Annotated in this window: 31 protein-coding genes; 11 read left to right on the top strand and 20 right to left on the bottom strand. The window is 65.4% G+C overall.

Annotation, left to right across the window (positions count from 1 at the left end):
• Window positions 1-447: OmpA family protein (locus IR187_RS07365; protein WP_228765616.1), on the top strand; the 447-nt coding region annotated here is incomplete at its 5' end.
• A 275-nt stretch (window positions 448-722) separates the two neighbouring features.
• Window positions 723-1,148, top strand: a complete 426-nt coding sequence (locus tag IR187_RS07360; RefSeq protein WP_194953951.1) for an ExbD/TolR family protein — start codon at window positions 723-725, stop codon at window positions 1,146-1,148.
• A gap of 22 nt (window positions 1,149-1,170) precedes the next feature.
• Here the strand turns inward: IR187_RS07360 and IR187_RS07355 are convergent, their stop codons facing one another.
• Window positions 1,171-1,707, bottom strand: coding sequence for a DUF1993 domain-containing protein (locus IR187_RS07355; protein ID WP_194953950.1), 537 nt, complete (start codon window positions 1,705-1,707; stop codon window positions 1,171-1,173).
• Between the two features lie 26 nt (window positions 1,708-1,733).
• Window positions 1,734-3,533, bottom strand: coding sequence for an ABC transporter transmembrane domain-containing protein (locus IR187_RS07350; RefSeq protein ID WP_194953949.1), 1,800 nt, complete (start codon window positions 3,531-3,533; stop codon window positions 1,734-1,736).
• 217 nt (window positions 3,534-3,750) lie between these two features.
• Here IR187_RS07350 and IR187_RS07345 point away from each other — a divergent pair, with 217 nt between their 5' ends.
• Window positions 3,751-4,971 (top strand): polyhydroxyalkanoate depolymerase, encoded by a 1,221-nt coding sequence (locus tag IR187_RS07345; protein ID WP_194953948.1) that lies wholly within the window; start codon window positions 3,751-3,753, stop codon window positions 4,969-4,971.
• Window positions 4,972-5,036: 65 nt separating this feature from the next.
• Entirely contained in the window at window positions 5,037-5,417 is a 381-nt protein-coding gene (locus IR187_RS07340; RefSeq protein WP_194953947.1) for a hypothetical protein, read from the top strand.
• A gap of 34 nt (window positions 5,418-5,451) precedes the next feature.
• Here IR187_RS07340 and IR187_RS07335 read toward each other — a convergent pair whose 3' ends face one another.
• Entirely contained in the window at window positions 5,452-5,847 is a 396-nt protein-coding gene (locus IR187_RS07335) for a YkvA family protein (protein WP_228765615.1), read from the bottom strand.
• Between the two features lie 111 nt (window positions 5,848-5,958).
• Between IR187_RS07335 and IR187_RS07330 the strand changes: the two genes are divergently transcribed.
• Window positions 5,959-6,972 carry an enolase C-terminal domain-like protein gene (locus IR187_RS07330; protein ID WP_407699075.1) on the top strand — a complete coding sequence of 338 codons (1,014 nt, stop codon included), beginning with the start codon at window positions 5,959-5,961 and terminating at the stop codon, window positions 6,970-6,972.
• A 167-nt stretch (window positions 6,973-7,139) separates the two neighbouring features.
• Here IR187_RS07330 and IR187_RS07325 read toward each other — a convergent pair whose 3' ends face one another.
• Window positions 7,140-7,604, bottom strand: a complete 465-nt coding sequence (locus IR187_RS07325; RefSeq protein ID WP_194953945.1) for a pyridoxamine 5'-phosphate oxidase family protein — start codon at window positions 7,602-7,604, stop codon at window positions 7,140-7,142.
• A gap of 62 nt (window positions 7,605-7,666) precedes the next feature.
• A complete protein-coding gene (locus tag IR187_RS07320; protein WP_194953944.1) occupies window positions 7,667-8,062 on the bottom strand; it encodes a VOC family protein in 396 nt (131 codons plus the stop codon).
• A gap of 169 nt (window positions 8,063-8,231) precedes the next feature.
• Here IR187_RS07320 and soxR point away from each other — a divergent pair, with 169 nt between their 5' ends.
• A complete protein-coding gene (gene soxR, locus IR187_RS07315; protein WP_194953961.1) occupies window positions 8,232-8,702 on the top strand; it encodes a redox-sensitive transcriptional activator SoxR in 471 nt (156 codons plus the stop codon).
• A gap of 195 nt (window positions 8,703-8,897) precedes the next feature.
• Here soxR and IR187_RS07310 read toward each other — a convergent pair whose 3' ends face one another.
• The 8 genes from IR187_RS07310 to IR187_RS07275 form a co-directional block, all read right to left on the bottom strand.
• Complete coding sequence (locus IR187_RS07310) at window positions 8,898-9,185, bottom strand: putative quinol monooxygenase (protein ID WP_194953943.1); 288 nt, start codon at window positions 9,183-9,185, stop codon at window positions 8,898-8,900.
• A 17-nt stretch (window positions 9,186-9,202) separates the two neighbouring features.
• Window positions 9,203-9,787 (bottom strand): carboxymuconolactone decarboxylase family protein, encoded by a 585-nt coding sequence (locus IR187_RS07305; RefSeq protein WP_194953942.1) that lies wholly within the window; start codon window positions 9,785-9,787, stop codon window positions 9,203-9,205.
• Window positions 9,787-10,968: an acetyl-CoA C-acyltransferase gene (locus IR187_RS07300; RefSeq protein WP_194953941.1), complete on the bottom strand. Its 1,182-nt coding sequence runs from the start codon at window positions 10,966-10,968 to the stop codon at window positions 9,787-9,789. The genes IR187_RS07305 and IR187_RS07300 overlap by 1 nt, the downstream gene beginning before the upstream one ends.
• A gap of 157 nt (window positions 10,969-11,125) precedes the next feature.
• Entirely contained in the window at window positions 11,126-11,584 is a 459-nt protein-coding gene (locus IR187_RS07295) for a MaoC family dehydratase (RefSeq protein ID WP_194953940.1), read from the bottom strand.
• A 93-nt stretch (window positions 11,585-11,677) separates the two neighbouring features.
• Window positions 11,678-12,874, bottom strand: coding sequence for a mechanosensitive ion channel family protein (locus tag IR187_RS07290; RefSeq protein ID WP_194953939.1), 1,197 nt, complete (start codon window positions 12,872-12,874; stop codon window positions 11,678-11,680).
• A 20-nt stretch (window positions 12,875-12,894) separates the two neighbouring features.
• Window positions 12,895-13,905 (bottom strand): DNA topoisomerase IB, encoded by a 1,011-nt coding sequence (locus IR187_RS07285; RefSeq protein ID WP_194953938.1) that lies wholly within the window; start codon window positions 13,903-13,905, stop codon window positions 12,895-12,897.
• Between the two features lie 84 nt (window positions 13,906-13,989).
• Window positions 13,990-15,369, bottom strand: a complete 1,380-nt coding sequence (locus IR187_RS07280; RefSeq protein ID WP_194953937.1) for a putative O-glycosylation ligase, exosortase A system-associated — start codon at window positions 15,367-15,369, stop codon at window positions 13,990-13,992.
• Entirely contained in the window at window positions 15,362-15,526 is a 165-nt protein-coding gene (locus IR187_RS07275) for a hypothetical protein (RefSeq protein ID WP_194953936.1), read from the bottom strand. Before IR187_RS07275 ends, IR187_RS07280 begins: the two co-directional genes overlap by 8 nt.
• Before the next feature lie 66 nt (window positions 15,527-15,592).
• Here IR187_RS07275 and IR187_RS07270 point away from each other — a divergent pair, with 66 nt between their 5' ends.
• Both IR187_RS07270 and IR187_RS07265 read left to right on the top strand, forming a co-directional pair.
• Window positions 15,593-16,801 carry a TIGR04063 family PEP-CTERM/XrtA system glycosyltransferase gene (locus IR187_RS07270; RefSeq protein WP_194953935.1) on the top strand — a complete coding sequence of 403 codons (1,209 nt, stop codon included), beginning with the start codon at window positions 15,593-15,595 and terminating at the stop codon, window positions 16,799-16,801.
• 56 nt (window positions 16,802-16,857) lie between these two features.
• On the top strand, window positions 16,858-17,676 hold the full coding sequence (locus IR187_RS07265) for a hypothetical protein (RefSeq protein WP_194953934.1): 819 nt from the start codon (window positions 16,858-16,860) through the stop codon (window positions 17,674-17,676).
• A 13-nt stretch (window positions 17,677-17,689) separates the two neighbouring features.
• On the opposite strand, the gene IR187_RS07260 is transcribed toward IR187_RS07265, so the two are convergent.
• Window positions 17,690-18,016: a hypothetical protein gene (locus IR187_RS07260; RefSeq protein WP_228765614.1), complete on the bottom strand. Its 327-nt coding sequence runs from the start codon at window positions 18,014-18,016 to the stop codon at window positions 17,690-17,692.
• Complete coding sequence (locus IR187_RS07255) at window positions 18,013-18,288, bottom strand: hypothetical protein (protein ID WP_194953964.1); 276 nt, start codon at window positions 18,286-18,288, stop codon at window positions 18,013-18,015. Before IR187_RS07255 ends, IR187_RS07260 begins: the two co-directional genes overlap by 4 nt.
• A gap of 135 nt (window positions 18,289-18,423) precedes the next feature.
• On the opposite strand from IR187_RS07255, the gene IR187_RS07250 reads away from it, so the two are divergent.
• Complete coding sequence (locus IR187_RS07250) at window positions 18,424-19,092, top strand: S24 family peptidase (RefSeq protein WP_194953933.1); 669 nt, start codon at window positions 18,424-18,426, stop codon at window positions 19,090-19,092.
• Window positions 19,093-19,095: 3 nt separating this feature from the next.
• Here IR187_RS07250 and IR187_RS07245 read toward each other — a convergent pair whose 3' ends face one another.
• Complete coding sequence (locus tag IR187_RS07245; protein ID WP_194953932.1) at window positions 19,096-19,401, bottom strand: hypothetical protein; 306 nt, start codon at window positions 19,399-19,401, stop codon at window positions 19,096-19,098.
• Window positions 19,402-19,595: 194 nt separating this feature from the next.
• Here IR187_RS07245 and IR187_RS07240 point away from each other — a divergent pair, with 194 nt between their 5' ends.
• Together IR187_RS07240 and aqpZ are read left to right on the top strand one after the other, a co-directional pair.
• The gene (locus tag IR187_RS07240) at window positions 19,596-20,873 is read left to right on the top strand and encodes a methyl-accepting chemotaxis protein (RefSeq protein WP_228765613.1); all 1,278 of its coding nucleotides are present in this window, start codon (window positions 19,596-19,598) and stop codon (window positions 20,871-20,873) included.
• Between the two features lie 98 nt (window positions 20,874-20,971).
• On the top strand, window positions 20,972-21,697 hold the full coding sequence (aqpZ, locus tag IR187_RS07235; protein ID WP_194953931.1) for an aquaporin Z: 726 nt from the start codon (window positions 20,972-20,974) through the stop codon (window positions 21,695-21,697).
• A 186-nt stretch (window positions 21,698-21,883) separates the two neighbouring features.
• Here aqpZ and galU read toward each other — a convergent pair whose 3' ends face one another.
• The 4 genes from galU to IR187_RS07215 form a co-directional block, all read right to left on the bottom strand.
• The gene (gene galU / locus IR187_RS07230) at window positions 21,884-22,747 is read right to left on the bottom strand and encodes a UTP--glucose-1-phosphate uridylyltransferase GalU (RefSeq protein WP_194953930.1); all 864 of its coding nucleotides are present in this window, start codon (window positions 22,745-22,747) and stop codon (window positions 21,884-21,886) included.
• 66 nt (window positions 22,748-22,813) lie between these two features.
• Window positions 22,814-23,314, bottom strand: coding sequence for an OmpA family protein (locus tag IR187_RS07225; RefSeq protein ID WP_194953929.1), 501 nt, complete (start codon window positions 23,312-23,314; stop codon window positions 22,814-22,816).
• Window positions 23,315-23,330: 16 nt separating this feature from the next.
• Window positions 23,331-24,548 (bottom strand): diguanylate cyclase domain-containing protein, encoded by a 1,218-nt coding sequence (locus tag IR187_RS07220; protein ID WP_194953928.1) that lies wholly within the window; start codon window positions 24,546-24,548, stop codon window positions 23,331-23,333.
• Complete coding sequence (locus IR187_RS07215; RefSeq protein ID WP_228765612.1) at window positions 24,545-25,123, bottom strand: YfiR family protein; 579 nt, start codon at window positions 25,121-25,123, stop codon at window positions 24,545-24,547. The genes IR187_RS07220 and IR187_RS07215 overlap by 4 nt, the downstream gene beginning before the upstream one ends.
• Window positions 25,124-25,211: the final 88 nt, after the last annotated feature.

Below are 25,211 nucleotides of genomic sequence, written 5' to 3'. Positions count from 1 at the left end.
ACCGGCGACGTCAGCACGATCGACGGCGAAGGCTATATGCAAATCACCGACCGAGCGAAGGATGTCGTGAAATCGGGCGGCGAGTGGATCAGTTCGATCGAGATCGAATATATCGTGTACTTCGACTGGGATCAGTCGAACATCACGCCGGAAGCGGCCGCGACGCTCGACAATGCGATCAGCGCCTACAACCGCGGTTGCTCGGGTACGCAGATCATGCTCGCCGGTCACGCTGACCGTTCGGGTTCGGCGACCTACAACGTCGGCCTGTCGAACCGCCGCAACGCATCGGTCCGCAGCTATCTGACCGCTCGCGGTATCTCGGATGGTGCGATCAGCGCGCAGGGCTTCGGCGAAAGCCGTCCCGCCGTTGCCACCGCCGACGGCGTGCGCAACGACCAGAACCGTCGCGTGGAAATCACTTACGGTCCGAACTCGGGCATGTAAGACGGGTTTCCATTCCCGACCGGGACTGGAAGAAAAAGAAGGGCGGTACCGCAAGGTGCCGCCCTTTCTTTTTGCGCCAATCGTTCGGGAAACGCATGACGCACACCGCCTGGTTTCCGGATCGCGGGTTTCGCTTGTCAGATCGATATAATGTTATACTATAACAGAACGATCGGGCGTCCGGTCGAGCGGACTCGGGCGCAGGATCAACGAATGCGCTGCCGCTCGCCGGTCGGGAAAGACAGCATCGGCTGCGCCCTTAGGGGAGAAAGACCATGCGCCGACGCCGCAGCATTTTCCGCACCGATCCCAATGCGAGCCCGCTGATCAACACGACACCGCTGATCGACGTGATGCTGGTGATGCTGGTCATGTTCATCATCACCATTCCGCGCCCGACGCACAGCGTCGACATAAGCCTGCCCGGCGTCGATCCCGGACCCGCCGTCGTCCTTGACGAGAACCGGGTGACGATCGACCGCGCCGACGTCATCCGCTGGAACGGCGAGGCGGTCGATCTGGCCCAGCTGGGGCGGTTGGTGAAAGTGGCGTCGGACCGACCCGAAGCGGCGACGCTGCACTTTGAGCCGGAAGCGCGCGCACGGTATCTGCGCGTCGACCAGGCGATTGCGGCGATCCGGCGCAACGGCGGAACCAAGCTCGCCTTTCCCGGAATCCACCAATATGCTGCGGTTATCTGACGCCGGGGCCGTGCCGCCGCGATCAGGCGGCAGGCGCGGTCCCGGGGCGCAGATAGGCCATCATGTAACCGACATAATCGACCTTGCCGAGCGGTATGCCCATATGGCGGAGGATCGTATAGGCTGCGACAAGATGGAAATAGAACTGCGGCTGTGCCCAGTCGCGGACATAGGTGCGCGCGGTCATGTCGAAGGTCATGCCGTTGGGCAGATCGAAGCTGACCTCGCGGTCGGGATCGGTGTCCAGAACGGCCGCGTCCAAGGTGTCTAGCCAGGCGAGCGTCGTCGCAATCTGCGCTTGAAGCCCAGCAAAATCGGTTGCGTCATCGGTCAGGTCAGGCGCCCCGGCGGCGCCGAGGCGGGTCGGCGGCTGGAGTGCCTGAAGGCAGCTGAAACGCACTTGCGACGCCAGCGGAAACATATCGGGCGCGAGGCGCGCGACGATCAGTTGCAGATCGCCGATGTCGTTGTCCGCGCCCCATGCGCGCGCCTTGTCGAGCTGCCCAGAAAGCGCGCGCAGGCCGTTACGGTAAGCCGGGATCGTCATTTCGTAGAGCATCACGGGATCCTTCGGTCGTTTGCCTGTCAGGCGGGGGCAAGATTGTCCTGAAATTGCAGCCGCGCGAGGCGGGCGTAGAGGCCATCGGCAGCGACGAGCGCGTCGTGTTTGCCTTCCTCGACGATGCGGCCTTCGTCCATGACGATGATCCGGTCGGCGGCACGGACGGTGGCGAGCCGGTGCGCGATAACCACTGTCGTGCGGTCGTGCATCAGCGTTTCGAGTGCATCCTGCACCAGCTTTTCGGATTCGGCGTCGAGCGCCGAGGTCGCCTCGTCGAGCAGCAGCAACGGCGCGCGGCGGAGCAGCGCGCGGGCGATCGCGACGCGTTGGCGCTGGCCGCCCGACAGCCGCGCGCCGCCCTCGCCCATGAAAGTGTCGAGACCTTGCGGAAGCTTGCGCAGAAATTCCTCGGCATTGGCAGCGCGTGCGGCGTCCCACAGCTGGTCGTCGGTCGCATCCCAGTTGCCGTAGCGCAGATTGTCGCGCGCCGAGGCGGCGAAGATCACGGTTTCCTGCGGCACCATGGCGATGCGGGCGCGAATGTCGGCGGGATCGGCGTCAGTGAGCGGGACGCCGTCGAGCAGGATTTGCCCCGCTTGCGGATCGTAGAAACGCTCGGCGAGCTGGAACAAGGTCGATTTGCCGGCGCCCGACGGGCCGACGATTGCGACCGTTTCGCGCGGCTGGATTGCCAGGCTGAAACCGTGAAGGGCGGGGGCGTCGGGGCGTGTCGGATAGTGAAATTCGACGTTGGCGAATTCCAGCGTGCCGCGCGGGGGTTCGGGGAAAGCGCAGGGCCGCGCCGGCGGCGCAATGCCGGGCTCGGCGTTGAGCAGCTCGGACAGCCGCTCGGCGGCGCCCGCGGCGCGCAGCAGGTCGCCATAAACTTCGGTGAGGGCGCCGAACGCGCCCGCGACGAGCCCACCGGTGAGCACGAAGGCGGCGATCGTGCCGCCGGTAATCGTGCCTGCGGCAACGCCTTCGGCCCCGTACCAGAGCAACGTGGTGATGGCGCCGAACAGCAGGCCGATTACGATCGCGGTCATGATGGCGCGCAGGCGAATGCGGCGCTTGGCGGTGGCAAAGGTCGCCTCGACCGCCGCCGCAAAGCGGCCCGCCTCGCGCTCCTCCTGCCCGAAGGCCTGAACGATCTTCATCGCGCCCAATTGTTCGGAGGTGGTGGCGCCGATGTCGGCGACGCGGTCCTGGCTCGACCGCGCGACATTCTGGAGACGCCGGCCGAGCAGGACGATCGGCATGATGATCACCGGAATGCCGAGCAGGATGCCGCCGGTCAGTTTTGGCGACAGGGTGAACAGATAGGCGATGCCGCCGATGCCCATCACGGTGTTGCGGAGCGCGACCGAGACGGTGGTGCCGACGACCTGTTCGATGATCGTGGTGTCCGATGTCATGCGCGAGGCGATTTCGGACGGGCGGTTTTCTTCGAAAAAGCCGGGGGCGAGCCGGAGCAGGTTGCGCTGAACCGCCTGGCGGATGTCGGCGACGGTGCGTTCGCCCAGCCAGCTGACGAAATAGAAACGCAGCGCGGTGGCGACGGCAAGCGTCAGTACGATCGCATAGAACAGGCGGAAATGCGGCGCGACATCGCCGCCGCCGGCGACAAAGCCGCTGTCGATCATCTCCTTGAACTGCCACGGAATCGCCAAGGTCGCGAGCGCTGCGACGCCCAGCGCCACCGCAGCGATCAGCAATTGCAGCGGGTAGGCGCTGGCATAGCGCCAGATCATCCGCAGACTGCCGAGTTTGCGGCGGGGACCGGCGGGCGCCGGGACAGGATTGGGGTCGGGGGCGCTGGCCATCGCTTCGCCCCTAGCAGCGGCGCGGTGCGCGCTCAACGGCAGAGAATGGCCTTTCGCTTCATGCGCTTTGAAGCGCTGCTGCATGGCGGGGCGTACAGGATCGGGACCGCCGCCGCGCGTGCGGCGCGATTATGACGCATTGCACAATGAAATGGATGCCCTAGACTGGTCCGACAAACGGGCGCCGCAGAGCGCCGGGGCAAGGAACCGAACGACAATGCTGTATCACGCTTTCGAAATGCAGAAGAGTTGGCTGGCGGGCGCGAGCGCGCTGGCGACCGCGGGGGCGCAGGCGATGCAGCACCCCGCCAATCCGCTGGGTTATTTCGGCGGCGGTCCGATGTTCGCGTCGGCGCTGGAAGTGTTTGCGCACGCCGCGGCGCCGCGCGGCAAGCCTGAGTTCGACCTCTATGAAACGATTGTCGACGGCGAGGCGGTGCCGGTCACCGAGGTCATCGAAGCGCGCAAACCCTTTGGCCAGCTCAAGCATTTCAAGCACAAAGGGACAAAAGACGCGCCCAAGCTGCTGATCGTCGCGCCGATGTCGGGCCATTATGCGACCTTGCTGCGCGGCACGGTCGAACGGATGCTGCCGGGGCATGATGTGTGGATCACCGACTGGCGCGACGCGCGCAACGTGCCGCTGGAGGCGGGCAAGTTCGACCTCGACGATTATATCGATTATCTGATCGGCTGGCTGGAGCATATCGGCCCCGGCGCGCATGTGCTGGCGGTGTGCCAGCCGTCGGTCCCCGCGCTCGCGGCGGCGGCGATCATGGCCGCCGACAAGCATGAATGCCGCCCCAAGACGCTGACGATGATGGGCGGACCGATCGACACGCGCAAGGCACCGACCGCGGTCAATCAGCACGCGATGACGCGTCCTTATGCGTGGTTTCAGGAGAATGTCATCGTTACCGTTCCGGCCTGGTATCCGGGTGCGGGTCGCCGCGTCTATCCGGGCTTCCTGCAACTGGCCGGGTTCATGTCGATGAACCTCGGCAATCATATGATGAGCCATTGGGCGATGTTCAAACATCTGGTCGACGGCGACGGCGAAGAGGCCGACAAGACCAAGGAATTTTACGACGAATATCGTTCGGTGTGCGACATGACCGCCGAATTCTATCTCCAGACCGTCGACCTGGTATTCCAGCGCCACGCGCTGCCCAAGGGCGAGATGCTGCATCGCGGCAAGCCGGTCGACCTCAACGCGATCGAGGATATTGCGCTGTTGGCGATCGAGGGCGAGCGCGACGATATTTCGGGGATCGGCCAGACCAAGGCGGCACTGACGCTGGCCAAATCGCTGCCCGCGGAGAAGAAGAAATATCTGATGGCCAAGACTGTCGGCCATTACGGCATCTTCAACGGCCGCAAATGGCGCGAGGATATTGCGCCAGTGGTTGAGGGGTGGATCCGTAGCAACGGGGGGTGAGGCGGCCGGAAGCGACCAATTGCGGGCGCTTTCAGGTCATTGTAATGTCTGCATGGGAGGCGCTGATGTCCCAAGCCGAACGAATGAATTCCGCTTCAAACGATTGGGAAGCCGATCCTTGGGATGCTTCCGATGTGATCGCGGAAGCGCAACTGACTGGATTCCGTGAGCGAGCGGCAAAGGCTATTGAGTGGGCGTCGATGCGCAACACAGGCGCATCTGTATTCGGCATTGAAATTGAAAAGCTTCTTGGCGCTGACGTCGCATTTTTCGCTACGCATGATGGCGAGGAACTGCTGCTGATGCAGTCAGTTTGGCACGGCTTTCCTGATCCGCCAGAATGGCGACTGGCGACACGAGCAACCGGAAGCGACGACCAATGGTCATCGTGGGGCCATTTTTCTGAAATGCCGGGCAATTGGCAGCTGCCGCCAAGCGGCAGCTAACCACCCCAAAGCAGACATACGGGTAATCGCGCGCTCAGTGCATCGGCGACGTGCGCACCGCCCAATAGACCAGATGGAGCAACCCCGCCCACAGCAGCAGGATGAACACCATGCCCGCGCGGCTCGACGGGCGGGCGCTTGCGGCCTCGGCGGCGGCGTGCAGTTCGGCCCATAGCGCGTCGGGGATCAGGTGGCGGACCGCCCACAGCCCGAGCGGGACGATGAGCAGATCGTCGAGCCAGCCCAGTAGCGGAATGAAATCGGGGATCAGGTCGATCGGCGACAGCGCATAGGCAGCGACCGCCACCGCGAGCAGGCGCGCGAGCATCGGTACGCGCGGGTCGCGCGCAGCGAGCCAAGCGGCGTGCGCCTCGACCGCGAGATGGCGGCCGAGGTCGCCGATGCGTTGGGAAAGGGATTTGCCGGTCATTCTTTCGACCATAGACATTTTGTCGGTCATTGCGAGCGAAGCGAAGCAATCCAGGGTGGCCCGGCACCGCCCTGGATTGCTTCGCTTCGCTCGCAATGACGATGTTGTGGGATGGCAGTCTTCGCTTATGATCGGGGGATGACGATCCAACTGAGAAGCGCGCGCGTCGAACGCTGGCCGATCGCGGCAGGCTTTGTCGCGGTGCATGGTGCCCATATCGACGTCATCGTGGCCGAAGTGGCGGGCGAAGGCGCGATCGGGCGCGGCGAGGGGACGCCGGTCGCGGCGCTGGGCGAGGACGCCGCCACGTGCCGCGACCAGATCCTCCGCGCCGCGGCGCACCTTGGCGGGCTCGACACCGCGGCGGCGCGTGCGGCGGTGCAGGAGCTCTTGCCGCCGGGGGCGGCGCGCAATGCGCTCGACTGCGCGCTGTGGGAGCTCGAGGCCAAGGAAAAAGGTCTGCGGCTGTGGCAGCTGGCGGGATGCGACGCGGCGCCGACCGCGCGGGTGACCGCATACACCCTGTTGCCCGGCAGCCCCGGCGCGATGGCCGAACAGGCGGCGACGGCAGAGGCCGACGGATATGGCCTGCTGCGGATAGAATGGACCGGCGACAACGACCGGCTGCGCGTCACGGGCGCGCGCAAGGGCGCGCCCAACGCCCGGCTGATCGTCGACGCCGCCGCGCGCTGGGGCGAGGCGGACATATTGAGCGAGGCCGAAGCGCTCGCCGACCTTGGCGTCGAAATGATCGAACAGCCGGTGCCGGTGGGCGCCGATGCGCTGCTCGATCCTGTCTATGCGCCGGTGCCGTTTGTCGCCGACGAAAGCTGTCAGACCGCCGCCGATGTGGCGCGCATCGGCGCCTTTTACGACGGGCTCCATATCAAGCTCGACCAGACGGGCGGGCTGACCGAGGCGCTGCGCATCGCCGACGCGGCGGATGCGGCGGGACTGGCGATCATGGTGGGCAGTGCGGTATCGACCAGTCTCGCGATCCTGCCCGCCTTTGTCCTCGCCCAGCGGGCGAAATGGGTCGATCTCGGCGGGCCTACCCATCTCGCGGAGGACCGCGAGGGCGGGTTCGAATATCGCGGCGGGCGGATCGGCCCGCCGGTTGCTTGATGCTATCCTCCCTGTCGCGAAGCGATGGGGGAGTCGCAGACGGCGCGCAGCGCCAGCGGGACCGCCGCGGAGCGGTGGTGGAGGGGCTTCGCGACGGCCGCGCCATGGCCCTCCGTCAGTCCTTCGGACTGCCACCTCCCCATCGCTGCGCGACAGGGAGGATAGTTCTACAGCGCCACCTCGGCATGTTTGCCGAGGTCGCTTTCCTTCATCTTCATGCCGGTCATCAGCTTGAACATGCCCTTGATCCCGACATCGGCGGTCCAGATTTCGGCATCGCCCAGGTCAAAGCGGAGCAGGACCAGGTTCGGATCGTCCTTGCCGCCGTCGTACCACGCGGCGACGCCGTTGCTCCACAGCCTGTCGAGCACCGCACGGTCGCTTTCGCGGACCAGCGTGCCCGAAATGCACGCGAACAGGTCGTGGCCCTTCGACGCGAACTGTGCCATCGCCGGGCCGCCGTTCGCCAGCCGGTTGTCGGTCGAGGTAAAGAACCAGAAGGCGCTGTCGGCATCCTCGTCGAGCTGGGCGTTCATCGGGATATGATGCTCGCCGCTGCCGGTCTTGCCGACCATGACATAGGGGCTGTCGGCGAGGGCTTTCCAGAACTGCTTTTTGATATCGTCGCTCATCGATGTTGCTCCTTTTCCCTCGATGAACCTTCAACGCGGCAGGCGCGCCATTGTTGCCCGCCTCAACCGCGCGCGCGGTCGGAATAGCTCACCACCTCATATTCGATGCCGTCGGGGTCGAAGAAATAGAAGCGGCGGCCGGGTTCATAATCGGCGTGGTTGAAGGGAGCGAGGCCCGCGGCCACGACCCGCGCCTCGACCGCGTCGAGATCGTCGACCTGCACCCCGACATGGTTGAGCGGTTCGCCCTTGGGATAGCGGATCCCCGCATGTTGTCCGTCGGGACCGGTGTAGAGCGCGACATAGGCAGCATCGCTGCCGAGGTGGATCGTGCGGCCGCCGTCGCGCGCCGGGCCGCGCCAGCGTTCGTGCCAGCCGAAGATCGCCGACAACAGGGTGGCGGTGCGATCGGGATCGCTGACGGTCAGATTGACATGTTCGATAAAGGCGTGCGTCACGGACAGGCTCCTGATTGGGGTTGACGCAAGGGCCTATAAAAGCTGAAGTGAAGTTTAGATCAATATGTGATCGTCATTGCGAGCGGAGCGAAGCAATCCAGAGCGGTTTACGCACCCTCTGGATTGCCGCGTCGCCTGCGGCTCCTCGCAATGACGGCTAGGAGGTAGCATTCACCGCACCGACCTGATCGCGATCGGCGAACTCGCCGCGCGTACCGGCGTCGCAGTGTCGGCGATCCGTTTCTACGAGGCTAAAGGATTGCTCGACGCGCTGCGCACGCGCGGTGGCCAGCGCCGCTTTCTGCGCGCCGACATCCGCCGCGTGTCGTTCATCCTGATCGCGCAGCAAATGGGGCTGAGCCTCGACGAAATCGCCGCCGAGCTGGCGCGGCTGCCCGCCGGGCGGACACCCAATGCCGCCGACTGGACGCGGATCAGCACCGGGCTGCGCGCACGCATCGACGCGCAGATCGCGGCGCTGACGCGCACGCGCGGGCTGCTCGACCAGTGCATCGGCTGCGGATGTCTGTCGTTGAAGAAGTGTGGGCTGTACAATGCACAGGACAAGGCGGCGCAGCGCGGGGCGGGGCCGCGTTATGTGCTGGGCGACCGGGCGGGGGAGATTGCGGAGATACCGTAATTGTCCCTTCTCCCCTTGCGGGAGAAGGATACGAAGCCTTGTCACGAAGTGACTAGGCATAGTTGGATGAGGGGTTGGCGAGCGTGAGGCTCGCGCGGTCGCAAGCGACCGCAACCCCTCACCCAGCTTCGACTAGCGAACAAGTTCGCAAGTCTGCGCAACCCTCTCCCGCAAGGGGAGAGGGACGAAACCCCCTCAAACCCCGCTCAGCTTCTCGATCTCCGGCGCCCCCGCCAGGCACGGCCCCAGTTTCGCGCCCAGCGTGCGGAAATGGTCCGACGCGCGGTGGGCGTCGACTGCGGCCTCGTCGTCATAACATTCGAGCACCTTGTACACGCCCGCTTCTTCGGCGCGAAACAGGCGGTAATAGCTGTTGCCGGGCTCGTTCGCGGCGACCGCGGGCGCCAGTTCGGCGAACACGCCCTCGAATTCCGCTTCCTTGCCGGGCTGCACGCGCAGCGTGGCGATGATGCCGATGGCCATGTTTCTCTCTCCTTGCTCTATTTGCGAAGGTCTGGGTCGACGTCCCAGCCGTCCTCGACCTGAACGCCGAAGCTGTTCAATATCATGGAAACCTGCGTGTACTGGCCGACCGTCATCACCAGATCCATGCGGCCCTTGTCGCCGAGCGGTGCCAGCGCCGCCCAGGTCGCATCGGTGACGAAATGGTGGCCGGTCAGCTCGTCGGTGGCGCGCAGCATGGCTTGGTCAAGCTCGCTCCAGCCGCCCGCATCCGGCCCCGCCTTGATCCGCGCAACCTCGGCTTCGGTCAGACCGCAGTCGAGCCCGATGCGCTTGTGCTGCGTCCATTCATAGCCCGACCGGCAATTATAGCCGGTGCGCAGGATGACGAGTTCGCGATCCCGGGGGCTCAGCGCATTGCGCTTCGACAGGATGTAGTTGCCCCAGCCAAGGAACGCGGTCAGCGCCTTCGGTGCATGGGCGAGGGTGCGGAAGATATTGAGGATCTTGCCGCCCCCGACCTTTCCACCCTCGGTGGAAAGGAAAGGTTCGAGCGCGGCGCGCTGGTCGGCATCGAGCCGGCCCAAATCGACCGGCTCGATACGCGGGGCGCCGAGGCGCATCAGAAGACCTCGAACAGACCCGCTGCGCCCTGGCCGCCACCGATGCACATGGTGACGACGGCATATTTGACGCCGCGACGTTTGCCTTCGATCAGCGCGTGGCCGACGCAGCGCGCGCCGGTCATGCCGAACGGGTGGCCGATCGAGATCGAGCCGCCGTTGACGTTGAGCAGTTCGTTCGGAATGCCCAGCTTGTCGCGGCAATAGAGCACCTGCACCGCGAATGCTTCGTTGAGTTCCCACAGGCCGATGTCGTCCATCTTGAGCTCGAAGCGTTCGAGCAGCTTGGGGATCGCAAACACCGGGCCGATGCCCATTTCGTCGGGCTCGGTGCCCGCGACCGCCATGCCCACATAACGGCCGAGCGGCTGGAGCCCGCGCTTTTCGGCGACCTTGGCTTCCATCACGACGCACGCCGACGACCCGTCGGCGAGCTGGCTGGCATTGCCGGCGGTGATCGTGTGGCCTTCGCCCATCACCGGCTTCAGGCTGGCGAGCCCTTCCAGCGTCGTGTCGGGACGGTTGCACTCGTCCTTGTCGGCGACGACGTCCTTGAAGCTGACTTCCTTGGTTTCCTTGTCCATCACCGCCATCGTGGCGTTGCAGGCGACGATCTCGTCGTCATATTTGCCCGCGGCCTGCGCGGCGGCGGTGCGCTGCTGCGACTGGAGCGAATATTCGTCCTGCACTTCGCGGCTGATATTGTAACGCTTGGCGACGACCTCGGCGGTGCCGATCATCGGCATATAGGTGTCCTTGTGCATCGCGATCAGCTCGGCATCGGTCTCGATGAACACCTTGCCGCTGCCGCTGACTTTCGAGATGCTCTCGATGCCGCCCGCGACGCAGATGTCCTGGCGGTCGACGATGATCTGCTTTGCGGCGGTCGCGATCGTCATCAGGCCCGACGAGCATTGGCGGTCGATCGACATGCCGGGGACGGTGACGGGCAGGCCCGACCGCAGCGCGATCAGCCGCGCGACGTTCATCGTCTGCGACCCCTGCTGCATCGCGGCGCCGAACACGACGTCGTCGATTTCGCCGCCCTCCAGGCCCGCGCGCTCGACCGCGGCCTTGACCGAGAAAGAGCCCAGCGTCGGCGCGAGCGTGTTGTTGAACGATCCGCGCGCCGCCTTGGTCAGCGGGGTGCGGGCGGTGGAAACGATGACGGCGTCACGCATGATATTTCTCCTAACAATTCCATCCCTCCCCTTCAGGGGAGGGCAGCGAGACTTGGCAGCTTGCTGCCTGGTCGCAGCGGGTGGGGTCCATCGGCCTAGCGCAAGGGCGAGGGACCCCACCCCAACCCCTCCCCTGAAGGGGAGGGGCTTAACTACGTCAAACGAAAAACTGGCTGATCCATTCGGCGATCAGGGCGGGCTTTTCCTCGCCCTCGATCTCGACGGTCACTTCGTTGGTCTGCTGCCACTGGCCGGGGCGCTTTTCTTCCAGCTCGAGCAGTTTGATGTGGCTGCGCACGCGCTTGCCCGAACGGACGGGCGACAGGAAGCGGACTTTGTTGCAGCCGTAATTGACGCCCATCTTGACGCCGCCGACCTTCGGCCCGTCGGTGCTCTGGCCCAACATCGGCATCAGCGACAGGGTCAGGAACCCGTGCGCGATGGTGCCGCCGAACGGCGTCAGCTTCGCCTTTTCCTCGTCGATATGGATGAACTGGTGGTCGCCGGTCGCGTCGGCAAACTTGTTGATCATTTCCTGATCGACCAGCACCCAGTCCGACGTGCCCAGATGCTCGCCGACCCTGGTCTGCAATTCCTGCGGCGTGATGGTGGCCATTTGTCATCCCCTATATTCCGGTTCGGGGCGCGTTCTAGGCCTCTCCTGCCGCGTTGCACAAGGGCCAAGGGCTTTGGCTACGGCGCCGTAGCGTCAGTCTTTGCCCTCCACGGGCTGCTTCATCGTCACGCTTTCGGCATAGGGCAGAATCATCGTCCCGTCGGGGGCGGCGGTGAAGGTGGTCTGGGTGGGATAGGCGAATTCATAACCCGCTTCGGCCATCGCCTCGAACACGCGGATGCCGACATCGGTCCGCGCCGCGGTAACAACACCGAAATCCTCGCTGTACACATCGAACAGCAATTCGAAATCCAGGCTCGATTGCCCAAAGGTGACAAAGCTCGACCGGATGAACTCGTGCCCCGCCGCCTGAACCTGCGCCTCGAGCAGCGCGGGAAGGTCGCGCAGCATCGTCGGGGTCGTCTGATAGATGACGCTGATCAGAAAGGTGACGCGTCGCCGGTGGAGATGGGCAAAATTGGTGATTTCCTTGGACAGGAGGTTGGTGTTCGACACCACCAGCAATTCGCCGTTGATCGAGCGCAAACGCGTGCTTTTCAGGCCGATGCGTTCGACCGTCGCGGTGCTGGTGTCGTACCGGATCGTCTCGCCGACGCGGAACGGGCGATCGAAAATGATCGAAAGCGACGCGAACAGGTCCGAAAAAATACCCTGCGCGGCCAGGCCAATGGCGATGCCGCCGATGCCCAGACCCGCGACCAGCCCGGTGACATTGACCCCCATATTGTCGAGGATGACGATCGCTGCGATCGCAAACAGCGCGATGCTGATCAACAGACGGATGATCCCCATCGCGTTCGACAGCGTTTCATTATGGCCGTCTGAAGCGCGGCGCTGGATCAGCCCCAGGATGATTTCGCGCGCCCAGATGGCGACCTGCAACACGACCGAAACGGTGAAGACGAACTGGATGATCTGCATGATCACCGCGGGTGGCTGGGCATAGCCCGCGACCAGCCGCAGCGCGACAATGGCGAGCACGAACGACTTGGTTTTGTGCAGCACCCGGCCGACGATGTGGGTCAGGGTGAATTCGCCCGGCGCCGCCTGCGCGCGCTTCAGCGCAAAGCCGCGGACCATCGACAGCAGGAAATAAATGGCAAGGCCCGCCGCAATCGCGATCCCGATCTGCAACCAGTGGCTGTTCACCCACGCGACGCTGCTGTCCCACCACAGGCGGATGTCCTCGATCGGGTTGGTCGCGGCGGCGGGCTTGGTCGATGCGGGCTTGGCGGCGGCGGTCGCCGCGGCAAGGATGGAAAAGGTCAAGTCGGTCCTCGTGGATGTGGTCAGGCGGAACGAAGCAGCGCCGCGGCATCGGGCGCCTGCTCCAGATAGGTCAAAAATCCGCGTTCGTAACGCGAAAGATATTTGGTCGCGCGCGGCAGGCGGCCGACGGCGGCGGCGAAATCTCCGCGCGTCTGCGCCGCGTCGATCATCGCGGGGTGGACATAGGATTTGCGTGCGATCGCCGGCGTGTTGCCCAATCGGTCGGCGACATGTTCGACCATCGCTTTCAATATCGGCGGTTCGGGCGCGTCGTACAGGAAGGCAAAGGCCTCGACGCTCGCGGTCCAGGTGCGGAAATGCTTGGCGCTGAAATCGCCGCCCATTGCCTCGCGGATATAGGCGTTGACGTCATCCGACCCGACCGCGCAGACGCCACCCGCATCCTCATATTGGAACAGATGCTGTCCCGGCAGGTCCTGTAACCGGCGGACCAGCGTCGTGATATTGCGGTCGCTGATCGCGACTTCCCGCCGGGCGCCGCCCTTGGCGCGGTAACTGAGGCGAAGCGTCCGGCCGGTCAGTCTGGCATGGCGGCGGCGCAGCGTCGTCGCGCCGAAACTCTTGTTCGCCGCGACATATTGTTCGTTGCCGACGCGCAGCGCCGCAAGGTCGAGCAGCCGGACGACTGCGCCGACGACGCGTTCCTGACACAGCGTCCGCCGCGCCAGATCGCTTTCGAGCCGCGCACGGAGCAGCGGCAACGCGTGACCGAAGGCGGCGCAGCGGTCATATTTGTCGGCCTCGCGCGCCAGCCGGAAATCGGGGTGATAGCGATATTGCTTGCGCCCGCGCGCGTCGTAACCCGTGGCCAGGATATGCCCGTTGGCGGCCGGACAAAACCACGCGTCTTCATAGGCCGGGGGCAGCGCGATCGCGTTCAGCCGGGCGATCTCGTCGCGGTCGCGGATGATCCGGCCTTGCGGATCGCGATACCGCCAACCCTCGCCGACGCGTTCGCGGCTGATACCGGGCAAGCTGTCGTCGACGTGGATCAGGCCGGGGGAGGGCATGCGGGGATAGCGCGTTGCCCGGCCGATAGTTCCCATCTGCTCGTCATCCCGGCATTCGCCGGGATGACGAGCAGATGGGGAACGCTAGGGACTTGCCGCCGGATGCCGCGCCGGAACCTGCGCCGGACGCGCGGTCAGCGGCCGCCACCCCGCTTCCTGCTCGCGGCGGCGGCAATAGGTCGACAGACCCATCTCCAGCGCCAGCATCATGTAGATGAACGGCTGGAACGCGATGCCGACGAACAGCGATCCGACCATATAGACGATGTGGCCGTGCTGGAGCGCGGTCGCCAGCGGCGCGATCCATTGTTCCTCGGCGCGCCGCGTTTTCAGGTAACGGCGCCTGAGCCGCTCCATCTGGACGATGCCGACGATGTGCAGCAGCAACCACAGCGCCAGCCCGGGATAGCCCTGTTCGCCCAGCATCTCGAAATAGCTCGAGTGATAGGCGCGCGACTGTTCGTCATGCACCGCCGTCTCGGCATTCTGGGGATTGTCGGGGTCATAGCGCGATCCCGTCGTTTCAACGCGCAGCCGGTTCTGGATATAGGCTTCGAATCCGCCGCCGAACGGATTGTCCTTGGCATATTCCCACGTCCACGCCCACACCGCGACGCGCGTCGATGCCGACTGGTCGGACTTGTACCCCTGGATCGTCTCCATCCGCTCGGTAAAGCTCTGCGGCAGAAACGGGATAGCGGCGATCGCCAGCAATCCGGCACCGGCGATATAGAGAAACCGGTGCTGGACCGCGCGCAGCGACAGCACCGCCAGCACCGCCAGGCAGACCAGCCCGGTCCGCGCCTGCGTCCCGATCGGCAGCAACATGCAGGCGAAACACAGCGCGAAACAGAATGTCGTCACCCGCCAGTCGGGCGGAAAGATCGTGCCGTGGCGGCGATACCACAGGATCAGCGGGATGATCGCAATGCCGACGGTCGACATGATCGACCCTTCGTACAGCCCGTAATTTTCGTTGAGCAGCAGTTGCAGCGAACCATAACCGCCGCCGCCCGCCGCGGTCTTGATCCCCCCCGCGATCGCGATCGACGCCGCCGACAGCAGCATGATCAGCGCCAGCGATTCGATCCGCAGCTTGGTGCGCAGCGTCAGCGGCAGGAAAATCGCCCAGATCAACGCTTTCCATACCCAGCTCCATTTGTCCGCCGCCTCGACCGGGAAATCGGCCTGCGACGTTGTCAGGCCGCAATATATCAACAGCGCGACCAGCAGGAACTGCCGCCCCGACCAGCGCGTGTCGCGTTTGTCGTCGATCGCCAGCCAGCCGACGATCGCCAGCCCGAACACGATCAGCGAGATCGGGATCGAATTGATCAGAAAATAGCTCAGCCGCTGCGGCGCGACGATGTCGATATAGCAAAAGCACAGCACGAACAGGAACGGCTTGCGAAAGCCGAGCCCGATAAAGGCGAACAGGAAAGCGATGAACGCAATGTCACGCATCGGGCCGGGCGTCCGTGTCGGCGGCTTCGGTGTCGCGGCGCTGCTGCCATTGCAGGCGCGGGCTGACCTCGCGGTCAAGATCGTCGCGATAAAGCAGGCGCCAGAGCGCGATCGCCATCAGCAAGTGCGTGAGGCCAATGGAAAAATTGTCGACCATGTCGGCTCCCGCTACGCTATCGGGGTTGACGCCGCGTTAAGCCTTCTCTGCCAAAGACCCCCGACGATGACCCGCATCCTCCACGTCCTCGATCATAGTCTGCCCGCGCACAGCGGCTACACCTTTCGCACCCGCGCGCTGATGAAGGCGCAGCAGGCAAAGGGATGGGCCGTTGCGGGCGTCACCGGGGTCCGCCATCCCGAACCGGGACCGGATAGCGAGACGGTCGACGGGCTGACCTTTTACCGCACAGCGCCGATCACGCCTGCTCGCGCGCCGATCCGCGAATGGCGCGAAATCGGCGCGCTGGCGAAGCGGGTCGAAGCGCTGGCGCAGCAATGGCAACCCGACCTGCTCCACGCCCATTCGCCGGTGATGGACGGACTCGCCGCGCTCCGCGCCGGCAAAAAACTTGGCATCCCCGTCATCTACGAAATTCGCGCCTTTTGGGAGGATGCGGCGGTCGGCAACGGCACGGGCCGCGAGGGCAGCCTGCGTTATCGCCTCACCAAGATGCTCGAAACACATGCGGTGCGATCCGCCGATGCGGTCGCGGTTATCTGCGAAGGCTTGCGCGGCGATCTGGTCGCGCGCGGCATCGCCGCGGACAAGATCACCGTTTCGCCGAACGGCGTCGACCTCGACCTGTTCGGCGATCCGCCCCCGCGCGACGATGCGCTGGCAGAAACGCTCGGGATCTCCGCCGACGATGCCATGATCGGCTATATCGGCAGTTTCTATGATTATGAGGGCATCGACGACCTGATTGCGGCGATGCCCGCGCTCGTCGCGGCGCAACCCGCGGCGCGCCTGCTGCTCGTCGGCGGCGGACCGATGGAGGTGGCGCTAAAGGCGCAGGCCGCCGCCTCGCCCGCTGCGGCGCATATCCATTTTGTCGGCCGCGTGCCTCACGACCAGGTCGAGCGTTATTATTCGCTCATCGACATCCTGGCCTATCCGCGGAAGAAAATGCGGCTTACCGACCTTGTCACCCCCCTGAAACCGCTCGAAGCGATGGCGCAGGGCAAGCTCGTCGCGGCATCGGATGTCGGTGGCCATCGCGAACTGATCGAGGATGGCCGCACCGGCACTTTGTTCGCGCCCGACGACCCCGCCGCGATCGCCGCCGCTCTCGCAAAATTATTGGCACAGCGCGACATCTGGCCGGAACGACGGAGCGTTGCGCGGATTTTCGTCGAAACCCATCGTAACTGGTCATCAAACATTTTACGTTACGAGCCGGTTTACCAGCGGTTGTTGCACGGGCGCGCTTGACCATGCGCTTGCGGCAACCGCACATGGCCCGCGCGGGTCGTACGGATTTGGACGATATGGACGACAGCAGCGACTTTTCTGACCGGACCGCCCCGAACCCGTGGCTGCGCGTGCTGCGGCCCGCGATTCCGGCGGTGATCGGCGGCGCCGCGCTGACCTTTTTGTTCGCAGCGCTGATGCCGATGACGTGGGTCGCGGCGATTTCCTGGAACCTCTATCTCGACCGGCTGTCGGATTATTTCGTGCCGCCGGTCGGCAATGCCGCGCGGCTGTTGCTGGCGTTCGGCTTTGCGACCGTCGCGGCGATTGTCGCCGGCTTTGTCGTGCTGTTGCTCGGCACCCCCGGCGCCGGCGGACTGGCGTCGCTGCGCAATCCATTTCGCCGTCCGGCGGCCGACGATAGCGATGCGGTCGACGATATATCGTGGACGCGCCGCCGCCGCGTCGACCGGCATCCCGACGATCCGGTGCGCCCGCCGATTCGTGCCGGTCGTGATCTGCCGGCGGGCGGTCTGGGCGCGCTCGGCGCTGCCCCGACCGACGGTGACCACCGGCCCGATCACGCGCCCGAACCCTTTGAGGCGCCCGACACCGACGAGCTGGTGCTCGTCGATCTCGCGCATGACGAGCTGGATGCGGGCGACGAGCCCTGGCTGCAACCGGCTGAAATGACGACGCCCCCGGCGCCCGCGCCGACCGACAATTCGCTCGGCGCGATGGTCGCGCGGCTCGAGGCCGGGCTGGCCCGGCGGCGGCACGTCGCCGACACGCCTGCGGACGCGGGCGATATGACGTCGCCCGATGCCGAGGTTGATTTTGCCCTCGAAGCGGCGCTGAGTACGCTGCAACGCATGACCCGCCAGTCGGTGGGTTGACCGCCGCACGGCGTCAATCCTCCACCGTCAGGATTTCGATGCGCAGCGCCTTTCCGGCGCTTTCCGGCTCGACTACCGCGTCGGCAACGATGTGACCGGCCAGCGGCCATTCGGCCGAGTTCAGCGTCGATTGCAACGCGGCTGCGGTGGCGCGGTCGTCGCCTGCGGGCAGTGCGCAGGCAAAGATATGCCGCGCGCCGACGAAATTGGCGCTCGCCCACGGCCGGAAATTTGACTCGCCCAACGCCAGCCCGACCGGCAAGGCGCGGGCGACCAGGGTGCGCAGGCGGCGGTGCGGACAGCCGGGACGCGGGGCGCGGGCGGGCGACCGGAACATCATGCCGATACCCTCGGCGCGGTATCGATCTGCGCGGCATCGGTCGATCGGCGGCGGCGCCGAACGTAGCGCGCGACGCGCCCGGTGTGAAAATCCGCCCGCCATTTGTTCATGAAATGTTCCACGCGGCACGTGACACGGATCCCCGTTTCGCGCCCCGCCCGCAGGTCGGAAACCAGCCGCGGATCGCCGATCGCCGCACGTCCGAACACCGTCGGCGGCATGTCCGATTCGCGCAAAAAAGCTTCGACCCGCTGCACCAGCCTTTGCTCCATTCTGTCCTCCCTGACCGCGCCTGCTACCGGGCGACTCACCCGATAGGATAATTCCTATCTGCCTTTCGATTTCCTACTTGTCTAGGAAAAATCCGTTTGCTAGGAAGAAATAGGAAATATGGGACCGCCACCGCCATGACCGACGCTTTTGCCGACCCGCGCACGACGCTCGACCGCCTGCTGACCGAAAAGGGCATCGACTATGCGCGTCTGTCGCAGGTGATCGGGCGCAACCCCGCCTATATCCAGCAATATATCAAGCGCGGCTCGCCGCGCCGCCTTGCCGAAGCGGATCGCGGGCGAATCGCTGCCTATCTCGGCGTGTCCGAAGCGTTGCTCGGCGGCCCGGTCCAGCGCGTCGCGACCCCGGCGCGGATGCGTGGCCCGGGGATGATCCTGGTCCCGAAACTGGCGATCGGCGCCTCGGCGGGCGCAGGTGCCAGCGTCGAAGGCGAGCCCGTCGAGGGCGAGGTGGCGTTCGACCCCAAATGGCTGCGCGACCTTGGCGCCGATCCGCGCGCGCTCAGCATAATTCGGGTCGAAGGCGATTCGATGGCGCCGACCCTGAACGATGGCGACGACATATTGGTCGATGGCGGCGACGCGGCCTCGCGGCTGCGCGACGGAATCTATGTGCTGCGCATGGACGATGTGCTGATGGTCAAACGCGTCGCGCGCGCGCCGGGACCGGGGCGGATTTCGGTGATCAGCGATAATCCGCATTACCGCAGCTGGGACGACCTGCCGATGGGCTCGGTGCAGCTCGTCGGCCGCGTCGTGTGGACGGGACGGCGGGTGCGGTAAGCCCTATCGCGGCGCCGCCATCATCGCCTCGATCTCGTGATCCAGCACTTCGGCGCGCTTGCATTGGCCGGCGTCGCCGTCGCGGCATTTCTTCGCCGCCTTGTCGCGTTCGCGCGCCAGCTTGCCCAGCTTTTCCTCGTGCTTGCGCATCTCGCGCCCGCGGTTCCGGTCGGCCTCGTCCTGGCTCGTCGTGGTCCAGTCGGCAACCTGTCCGACCGCCTTGAACGGCGCGGTCGCGACCGATTTCACGGTGCTGACGCACCCGGCGAGCAGGGGCAGGGCGGCAAGCGCAATCAATGGGGCACGCATCGTCGGTCTCCTCCTCGCAACTCGCGCCTCATCGCATAGCGGGCGCGATCTGAACAGCAGCTTGCGACAGACCGGCACCGCCTTGCGGCCTTGTGTCACAGCATTGAAACAAATGGTTAAAGCGGTGTTTACCAACCTCGCTTAGGCAGCGCATCGACATCGACCGTCTTGCCAGGAAAGAAACGACGCCCGCCATGGAATCAGCTCTGACACCGTCTGCGGGCGACGCCGTCGCTGTCGCTGCCGACGCGCCGATGTCCGACGTGATCGACCTGTTCCGTGCCCATCCCGACCTGCGCGCGCTGGCGGTGCTTGATGCGGAAAGTCGCCCGATCGGCGTCATCGCCGAACGGCGGGTGCGCGAACTGCTGTTTTGCCCTTTCTGGTTCTCGCTGATGCAGAATCCGACGATCGGCGGTTCGATCGCGTCGCTCGTCGAACCCTGTCCCGTCGCCGACATATCCAGCCCGACGACCGTGCTGCTGCGCATTGCCGCCCGCGCCGCGGGGCCGCAGACCCTCATTCTGGTCCGCGATGGCCGCTTCGTCGAAACGCTCGACAGCGGCCAGCTGGCCAAACTCGCGATGCTGCGCGAGGTCGAAACGGCGCAGGAACGCGCTGCCCGCGCCTCGCACCTCGACGATGCCGGGCGGCAGTTCCAGCAGGAGATCACCGCGCTCACCGCCGCGCTGTCCGACATGGCGGCCAAGGTCGAGGCGGTCGCCGGCACCCTGACCGACCGCGCGCGCCAGACCGGCCGCGATGCGGTGTCGGTCGCCGGCGCCACCGCGCAGACGCTCGGCGGCCTCAATGAACTGGGCGATCGCGGCCATGCGCTCGCCGCGACGATGGCCAGGATTGTCGAGGACAGCGCGCGCGCCAGCCGGATCCGCGGCGAGGCGCATGGCAAAGTGCAACAGGCGGGCGCCCGCACCGCGGCACTGCGCGCGGCCAGCCAGTCTATCGAACAGATGCTGGCCCTGATCGTCGACATGGCCAGCCGCACCAACATGCTCGCGCTCAATGCGGGGATCGAGGCGGCGCGCGCGGGCGATGCGGGGCGCGGCTTTGCCGTGGTGGCGACCGAGGTCAAGACGCTCGCCAGCCAGACGCGCGCCGCCGCGGGCGATATCACCCGGCATGTCGACCATATCCGCGCGATTGTCGAACAGGTTGCCGCGGGCTTTGACGAGGTCGAGCAGGCGATCGATGCGAACAACGGTTTTTCCGATGCGATCGACCGCGCGGTTGATGGCCAAGGCACGACGACGCTGATGATCGCAAGCTATGTCGAACAGGCGGTGGCGGCGGGGCGCGAGATCGACCTCAGGGTGCGCGAGATCGGGCGCGGTGCCACCGCGGTCGGCGACGAGGCACAGGCGCTCGGCCAGTTGTCGGCGCGGCTGACCGCCGCCGCCCAGTCGCTCCACGCGCGCGCCGCCAGCTTCGTCCAGGCGGTCGCGGTGGCCTGAAAACGGGCGTCCCGACAAGGGGTTGCCCCTTCGCCCTGCGCTGATAGGATGGTGCGGCGCCGGAGGCGTCGATGGCCGCCGGTGGGGAGGAGGGTCACATGACGAATATGCAAAAGGGTCTGGCCGAATTTATCGGCACATTCTGGCTTGTCTTCGGCGGGTGCGGCAGCGCGGTGCTGGCGGCGGCATTCCCCGACGTCGGCATCGGCCTGCTCGGCGTCTCGCTCGCGTTCGGTTTGACGGTCGTCACCATGGCCTATGCGATCGGCCATATTTCGGGTTGCCATCTCAACCCCGCGGTCACCGTCGGCCTGTGGGCGGGCGGGCGCTTCGACGCGCGCGACATCCCGCTCTACGTCATCGCGCAGGTGCTCGGCGCAATCGTCGCGGCATTCCTGCTCTTCTACATCGCCAGCGGCAATCCCGCCTATGACCTCGCGACCAACGGGCTCGCAGCGAACGGCTATGCCGCGGGATCGCCGGGCGGCTACGATATCTGGTCGGGGTTCATCATCGAAATCGTGCTGACCGCCTTCTTCCTGTGGATCATCATGGGGTCGACCGACGGCCGCGCACCGGCAGGATTCGCGCCGCTGGCGATCGGCCTCGCGCTGGTGCTCATCCACCTGATCTCGATCCCGGTCACCAACACCTCGGTCAATCCGGCGCGCAGCACCGGTCCGGCGCTGGTCGTCGGCGGGCTCGCGATCCAGCAATTGTGGCTGTTCTGGCTCGCCCCGCTGATCGGCGGCGCGGTGGGCGGCCTGCTCTACAAGACGCTGGGCGCCGACAGCTTCCCGAAACCGAATATCGAGGGCGAGTAAGGAACCCGTCGACCATCAAGGTCAGATCGTATCCTTTCGAACCGTCATTGCGAGGAGCGAAGCGACGCGGCAATCCAGGGTGGCGTAAACCGCTCTGGATTGCTTCGCTTCGCTCGCAATGACGAAACTGGCACACCAATCTGATCCTGCTTTAACCAGCGGCAGTCTTACTTGAACGGCGGCTCGTTATTTCAGCAGATCGATCGCAAAGGCGCGCACTTCGTCGGCCATGTCGGGACGTTCGAGCGCGACCGCCAGATTGGCCTGGATATACCCGGCCTTCGATCCGCAGTCGTACCGCGCACCGTCGAACGTCACCGCATGGAACGGCTGGTTGCCGATCATCGTCGCCATCGCGTCGGTCAGCTGGATCTCGCCGCCCGCGCCCTTTTCCTGTCCTTCCAGCACCCGCATCACTTCGGGTTGCAGGATGTAGCGGCCCGAAATGATCAGGTTCGACGGCGCGTCGGCGACCGCGGGCTTTTCGACCAGCCCCTTGACCTCGGTCAGCGCCCCGTCGCGCCCGCCCGGCGCGATCACGCCATAGCTCGACACCTGCTCGCGCGGCACTTCGAGCACCGAGATCAGGTTGCCGCCAACCTTGTGATACGCGTCGACCATCTGCTTCATGCAGCCGGGCGATCCGTGCATGAACTCGTCGGGCAGGAAGATGGCAAAGGGTTCGTCGCCGACGATATCGCGCGCACACCAGATTGCGTGGCCCAGCCCCATCGGCTCCTGCTGGCGGACATAGGCGCAATTGCCGGGGCCAAGCCGCGTCGGCGCCAGCACCGACAGGTCCTTGCCGCGCTCGGACATCGTCTTTTCCAGCTCGAACGCGATGTCGAAATGATCCTCGATCGCGCTCTTGCCGCGCCCGGTGACAAAGATCATCTGCTCGATCCCGGCCTCGCGGGCCTCGTCGACGGCGTACTGGATCAGCGGGCGGTCGACGATCGGCAGCATCTCCTTGGGAATCGCCTTGGTCGCGGGCAAAAAGCGCGTGCCGAGACCGGCGACGGGAAAAACGGCTTTGCGGATCGGTTTCATGGGCAGCGGCTTAGCGGCCAAACATGACAAGGAAAAGGGCAGGTTTGGACATTGGCTGCCGGTCGCCTATTCCGGCGACACGATCACCACGACACGGCGGTTGTCCTGCCGGCCTTCCTCGGTATCGTTGCTCGACATCGGAAAATCCTCGCCGCGACCGACAATCCGGTCAGGCGACAGCGGCATTCCGGCCGCCTGCATCGGCGCCGCGACCGCGTCGGCGCGCGCTTTCGACAGCTTCAGATTATAATCCGCCGCGCCGACCGAATCGGTGTGCCCCTCGACCCGGGCGTTGGTAATCCCGACGCGGACCAGCCGCGCCGCGATTCGAGCGATCTGCGCTTGCTGCTCGGCCGAAATCGCACTTTCATTGGTCTGGAACAACAGGCGCTCGGGCATGTTCAGCGACCAGTCGAAACCCTGGTCGATAAAGCCTTCGGCCTTGAGCACCGCGACCTGTTCGGGCGTGAAACCGGTCTGCGGCGGCACCGTCTGGCACGCCGTCAACAGCGCGGCGAAAGCGATCAGGAACAGGGAGCTGATCTTTTGGGGGATAATATTGGTCACGGCGTCTCTCCGTTGGTTACTTCCGGGAACGATTGCTCAGCTTGTCGGCGTACATGGCGGCGTCGGCGGCGGTCAGCAGCGCGGTCGCATCGGCACCGTCGTCGGGATAGAGCGCGACCCCGACGCTGACCGACGCGCGATAGGTTTCGCCGCCGGGCAGCGCCACGGGCTGGGCGACGCAATTGCGGATGCTCTTCGCCAGATCCTCGCGGATGGTCTCGGCGTTGACGCGATCGACGATGACGATGAATTCGTCGCCGCCGATCCGCGCCGCGAAATCCTCGGGGCGCAGCGAATCTTTGATGCACTGCGACATCGCAACCAGCACCGCGTCGCCCGCGGCATGGCCGAAATTGTCGTTCGCCGCCTTGAAATTGTCGGCGTCGATGAACATCAGCGCAAACCGGTCGTCGTGCGTCGCCGCCGCGGCGATGCGCTGCGCCAGTTTCTGGTCGAACGATGCGCGGTTGGGCAGCGCGGTCAGCGCATCGTGCGACGCGCGGTGCGCCAGCATCGCCCGCTCGCTCTCCATCGTTCCCTGCCAGCCTTGCAATTCGTCGAGCAGCGCGTTGATGTCGCCGCCCAGCCGGTCGAGCTCGGCGATACCCAGCGGTTTGACGCGCTTGTCGAACCGGCGGTGCAGCCGGACATCATGCGCAACCGTGGCAATCTCGTTCAGCGGTTTGACGAGTTCATATTCGAACCGCCGTGCCAGAAGGATCGTCCCCAATGCGGTAACGAGCAGGCAGCCGAGCCCGGCGAGCAGGCCCAGCCGGACATAATCGACCAGCGTCGAACTGTCGCCCCACACCTCGACCGCGCCGATCGTCGATCCGTTCCGCTGCACCTTCACCGAAAAGGGGTGGGGAAAGAAGAAGCGACTGAGTTGCGGCGCCGGATCGGCGGTCGGCGACGCCCATTGGACGAGCGGTTCGCCGCGATCGTCGAGCACGCGCAGGCGCGCGATGCCGGGAATACGCGTGAGCGGTTCAATTCCTTCGCGCGCGGCCTGCGGGTCGTTGAACACCAGCGCGGGCTCGACGCCATAGGCGCCCAGTTGTGCGGCGAGTTCGATATTGCGGTCGGCATAGCCGCGCAGCGCGGTCACCCCGGCAAGCAGGATGGTCAGTCCCGACAGCGCGACGGCGAACAGCGTGATGCCGAAGTGGAAGCGCGACAGCAGTTTCTGCAGCGTGGTGCGTGTTCCGATCCGTTCGGGGGACTGGCCGGTCATGGCGTCCCTCCTTCGTTGCGCGCGATGCTCAGCACCCGCGGGTCGATCCGCAGCGGCCCGCGCGCGATGGCGTCGAGGTTGACGGAAAAGCTCAGGCTCGCGCCGCGCTCCATCAGGCAGAACATCGCGCCATAAATGCACGGCGCATCGTCGTCGGTCATCGTCAGGACCGGACGCCCGCGAACCCAGGCGATCAGCTGGCGGCGGTCGGCGACCGTCATGCGGCCCAGAAACAGGATGTCGCAATCGTTGCGGCTGACAACCGCCGCCGCACTCAATCGCCGCACCAGCACCGATCCCGCGCCGGGTACGTCGGGCGCCAGGCGATTGGTCAGCCGCGGCGTTCCGACGACACACATCACCCGCGGACTATCCGCGGTCCGGTTCGGCCAGCGCGCATAGCTGATGATGCCGCCGGCCATCCGGTTGACGGCACGCGCCATGCCGTCCTCGCTGTTTTCGACAATCGTCTGGCTTGCGGTCTGCACCGACATCTGGGGCGTCGTCATCGACGCGCCGATCAGGAACAGCGATACCAGCACCTTGCAGCGACCCCCAACTGCGCTTCGACCCATTCTGCCCCAGCGCGGGGGCGTCCGCTAGTCAAAAGGACTGGAAAGTCAATGAAAAGTGACGTCATGCGGCCATCGGGCAACAGTTGCC

This window comes from Sphingopyxis solisilvae, from assembly GCF_015475875.1.
Lineage (GTDB): Bacteria > Pseudomonadota > Alphaproteobacteria > Sphingomonadales > Sphingomonadaceae > Sphingopyxis > Sphingopyxis solisilvae.
The sequence above is the reverse complement of the archived record's forward strand: the minus strand, read 5'-3'. Positions and strand labels throughout refer to the sequence as shown.

What these genes read in the sequence shown, in the direction of transcription:
- IR187_RS07360 (WP_194953951.1), top strand. Translation starts at nt 723, where the DNA reads ATGCGCCGACGCCGCAGCATTTTCCGCACCGATCCCAATGCGAGCCCG.
- IR187_RS07355 (WP_194953950.1), bottom strand. Translation starts at nt 1,707, where the DNA reads ATGCTCTACGAAATGACGATCCCGGCTTACCGTAACGGCCTGCGCGCG.
- IR187_RS07350 (WP_194953949.1), bottom strand. Translation starts at nt 3,533, where the DNA reads ATGGCCAGCGCCCCCGACCCCAATCCTGTCCCGGCGCCCGCCGGTCCC.
- IR187_RS07345 (WP_194953948.1), top strand. Translation starts at nt 3,751, where the DNA reads ATGCTGTATCACGCTTTCGAAATGCAGAAGAGTTGGCTGGCGGGCGCG.
- IR187_RS07340 (WP_194953947.1), top strand. Translation starts at nt 5,037, where the DNA reads ATGTCCCAAGCCGAACGAATGAATTCCGCTTCAAACGATTGGGAAGCC.
- IR187_RS07335 (WP_228765615.1), bottom strand. Translation starts at nt 5,847, where the DNA reads ATGACCGGCAAATCCCTTTCCCAACGCATCGGCGACCTCGGCCGCCAT.
- IR187_RS07330 (WP_407699075.1), top strand. Translation starts at nt 5,959, where the DNA reads ATGGCAGTCTTCGCTTATGATCGGGGGATGACGATCCAACTGAGAAGC.
- IR187_RS07325 (WP_194953945.1), bottom strand. Translation starts at nt 7,604, where the DNA reads ATGAGCGACGATATCAAAAAGCAGTTCTGGAAAGCCCTCGCCGACAGC.
- IR187_RS07310 (WP_194953943.1), bottom strand. Translation starts at nt 9,185, where the DNA reads ATGGCCATCGGCATCATCGCCACGCTGCGCGTGCAGCCCGGCAAGGAA.
- IR187_RS07305 (WP_194953942.1), bottom strand. Translation starts at nt 9,787, where the DNA reads ATGCGCCTCGGCGCCCCGCGTATCGAGCCGGTCGATTTGGGCCGGCTC.
- IR187_RS07300 (WP_194953941.1), bottom strand. Translation starts at nt 10,968, where the DNA reads ATGCGTGACGCCGTCATCGTTTCCACCGCCCGCACCCCGCTGACCAAG.
- IR187_RS07295 (WP_194953940.1), bottom strand. Translation starts at nt 11,584, where the DNA reads ATGGCCACCATCACGCCGCAGGAATTGCAGACCAGGGTCGGCGAGCAT.
- IR187_RS07285 (WP_194953938.1), bottom strand. Translation starts at nt 13,905, where the DNA reads ATGCCCTCCCCCGGCCTGATCCACGTCGACGACAGCTTGCCCGGTATC.
- IR187_RS07280 (WP_194953937.1), bottom strand. Translation starts at nt 15,369, where the DNA reads ATGCGTGACATTGCGTTCATCGCTTTCCTGTTCGCCTTTATCGGGCTC.
- IR187_RS07275 (WP_194953936.1), bottom strand. Translation starts at nt 15,526, where the DNA reads ATGGTCGACAATTTTTCCATTGGCCTCACGCACTTGCTGATGGCGATC.
- IR187_RS07270 (WP_194953935.1), top strand. Translation starts at nt 15,593, where the DNA reads ATGACCCGCATCCTCCACGTCCTCGATCATAGTCTGCCCGCGCACAGC.
- IR187_RS07265 (WP_194953934.1), top strand. Translation starts at nt 16,858, where the DNA reads ATGGACGACAGCAGCGACTTTTCTGACCGGACCGCCCCGAACCCGTGG.
- IR187_RS07260 (WP_228765614.1), bottom strand. Translation starts at nt 18,016, where the DNA reads ATGATGTTCCGGTCGCCCGCCCGCGCCCCGCGTCCCGGCTGTCCGCAC.
- IR187_RS07255 (WP_194953964.1), bottom strand. Translation starts at nt 18,288, where the DNA reads ATGGAGCAAAGGCTGGTGCAGCGGGTCGAAGCTTTTTTGCGCGAATCG.
- IR187_RS07250 (WP_194953933.1), top strand. Translation starts at nt 18,424, where the DNA reads ATGACCGACGCTTTTGCCGACCCGCGCACGACGCTCGACCGCCTGCTG.
- IR187_RS07245 (WP_194953932.1), bottom strand. Translation starts at nt 19,401, where the DNA reads ATGCGTGCCCCATTGATTGCGCTTGCCGCCCTGCCCCTGCTCGCCGGG.
- IR187_RS07240 (WP_228765613.1), top strand. Translation starts at nt 19,596, where the DNA reads ATGGAATCAGCTCTGACACCGTCTGCGGGCGACGCCGTCGCTGTCGCT.
- aqpZ (WP_194953931.1), top strand. Translation starts at nt 20,972, where the DNA reads ATGACGAATATGCAAAAGGGTCTGGCCGAATTTATCGGCACATTCTGG.
- galU (WP_194953930.1), bottom strand. Translation starts at nt 22,747, where the DNA reads ATGAAACCGATCCGCAAAGCCGTTTTTCCCGTCGCCGGTCTCGGCACG.
- IR187_RS07220 (WP_194953928.1), bottom strand. Translation starts at nt 24,548, where the DNA reads ATGACCGGCCAGTCCCCCGAACGGATCGGAACACGCACCACGCTGCAG.
- IR187_RS07215 (WP_228765612.1), bottom strand. Translation starts at nt 25,123, where the DNA reads ATGGGTCGAAGCGCAGTTGGGGGTCGCTGCAAGGTGCTGGTATCGCTG.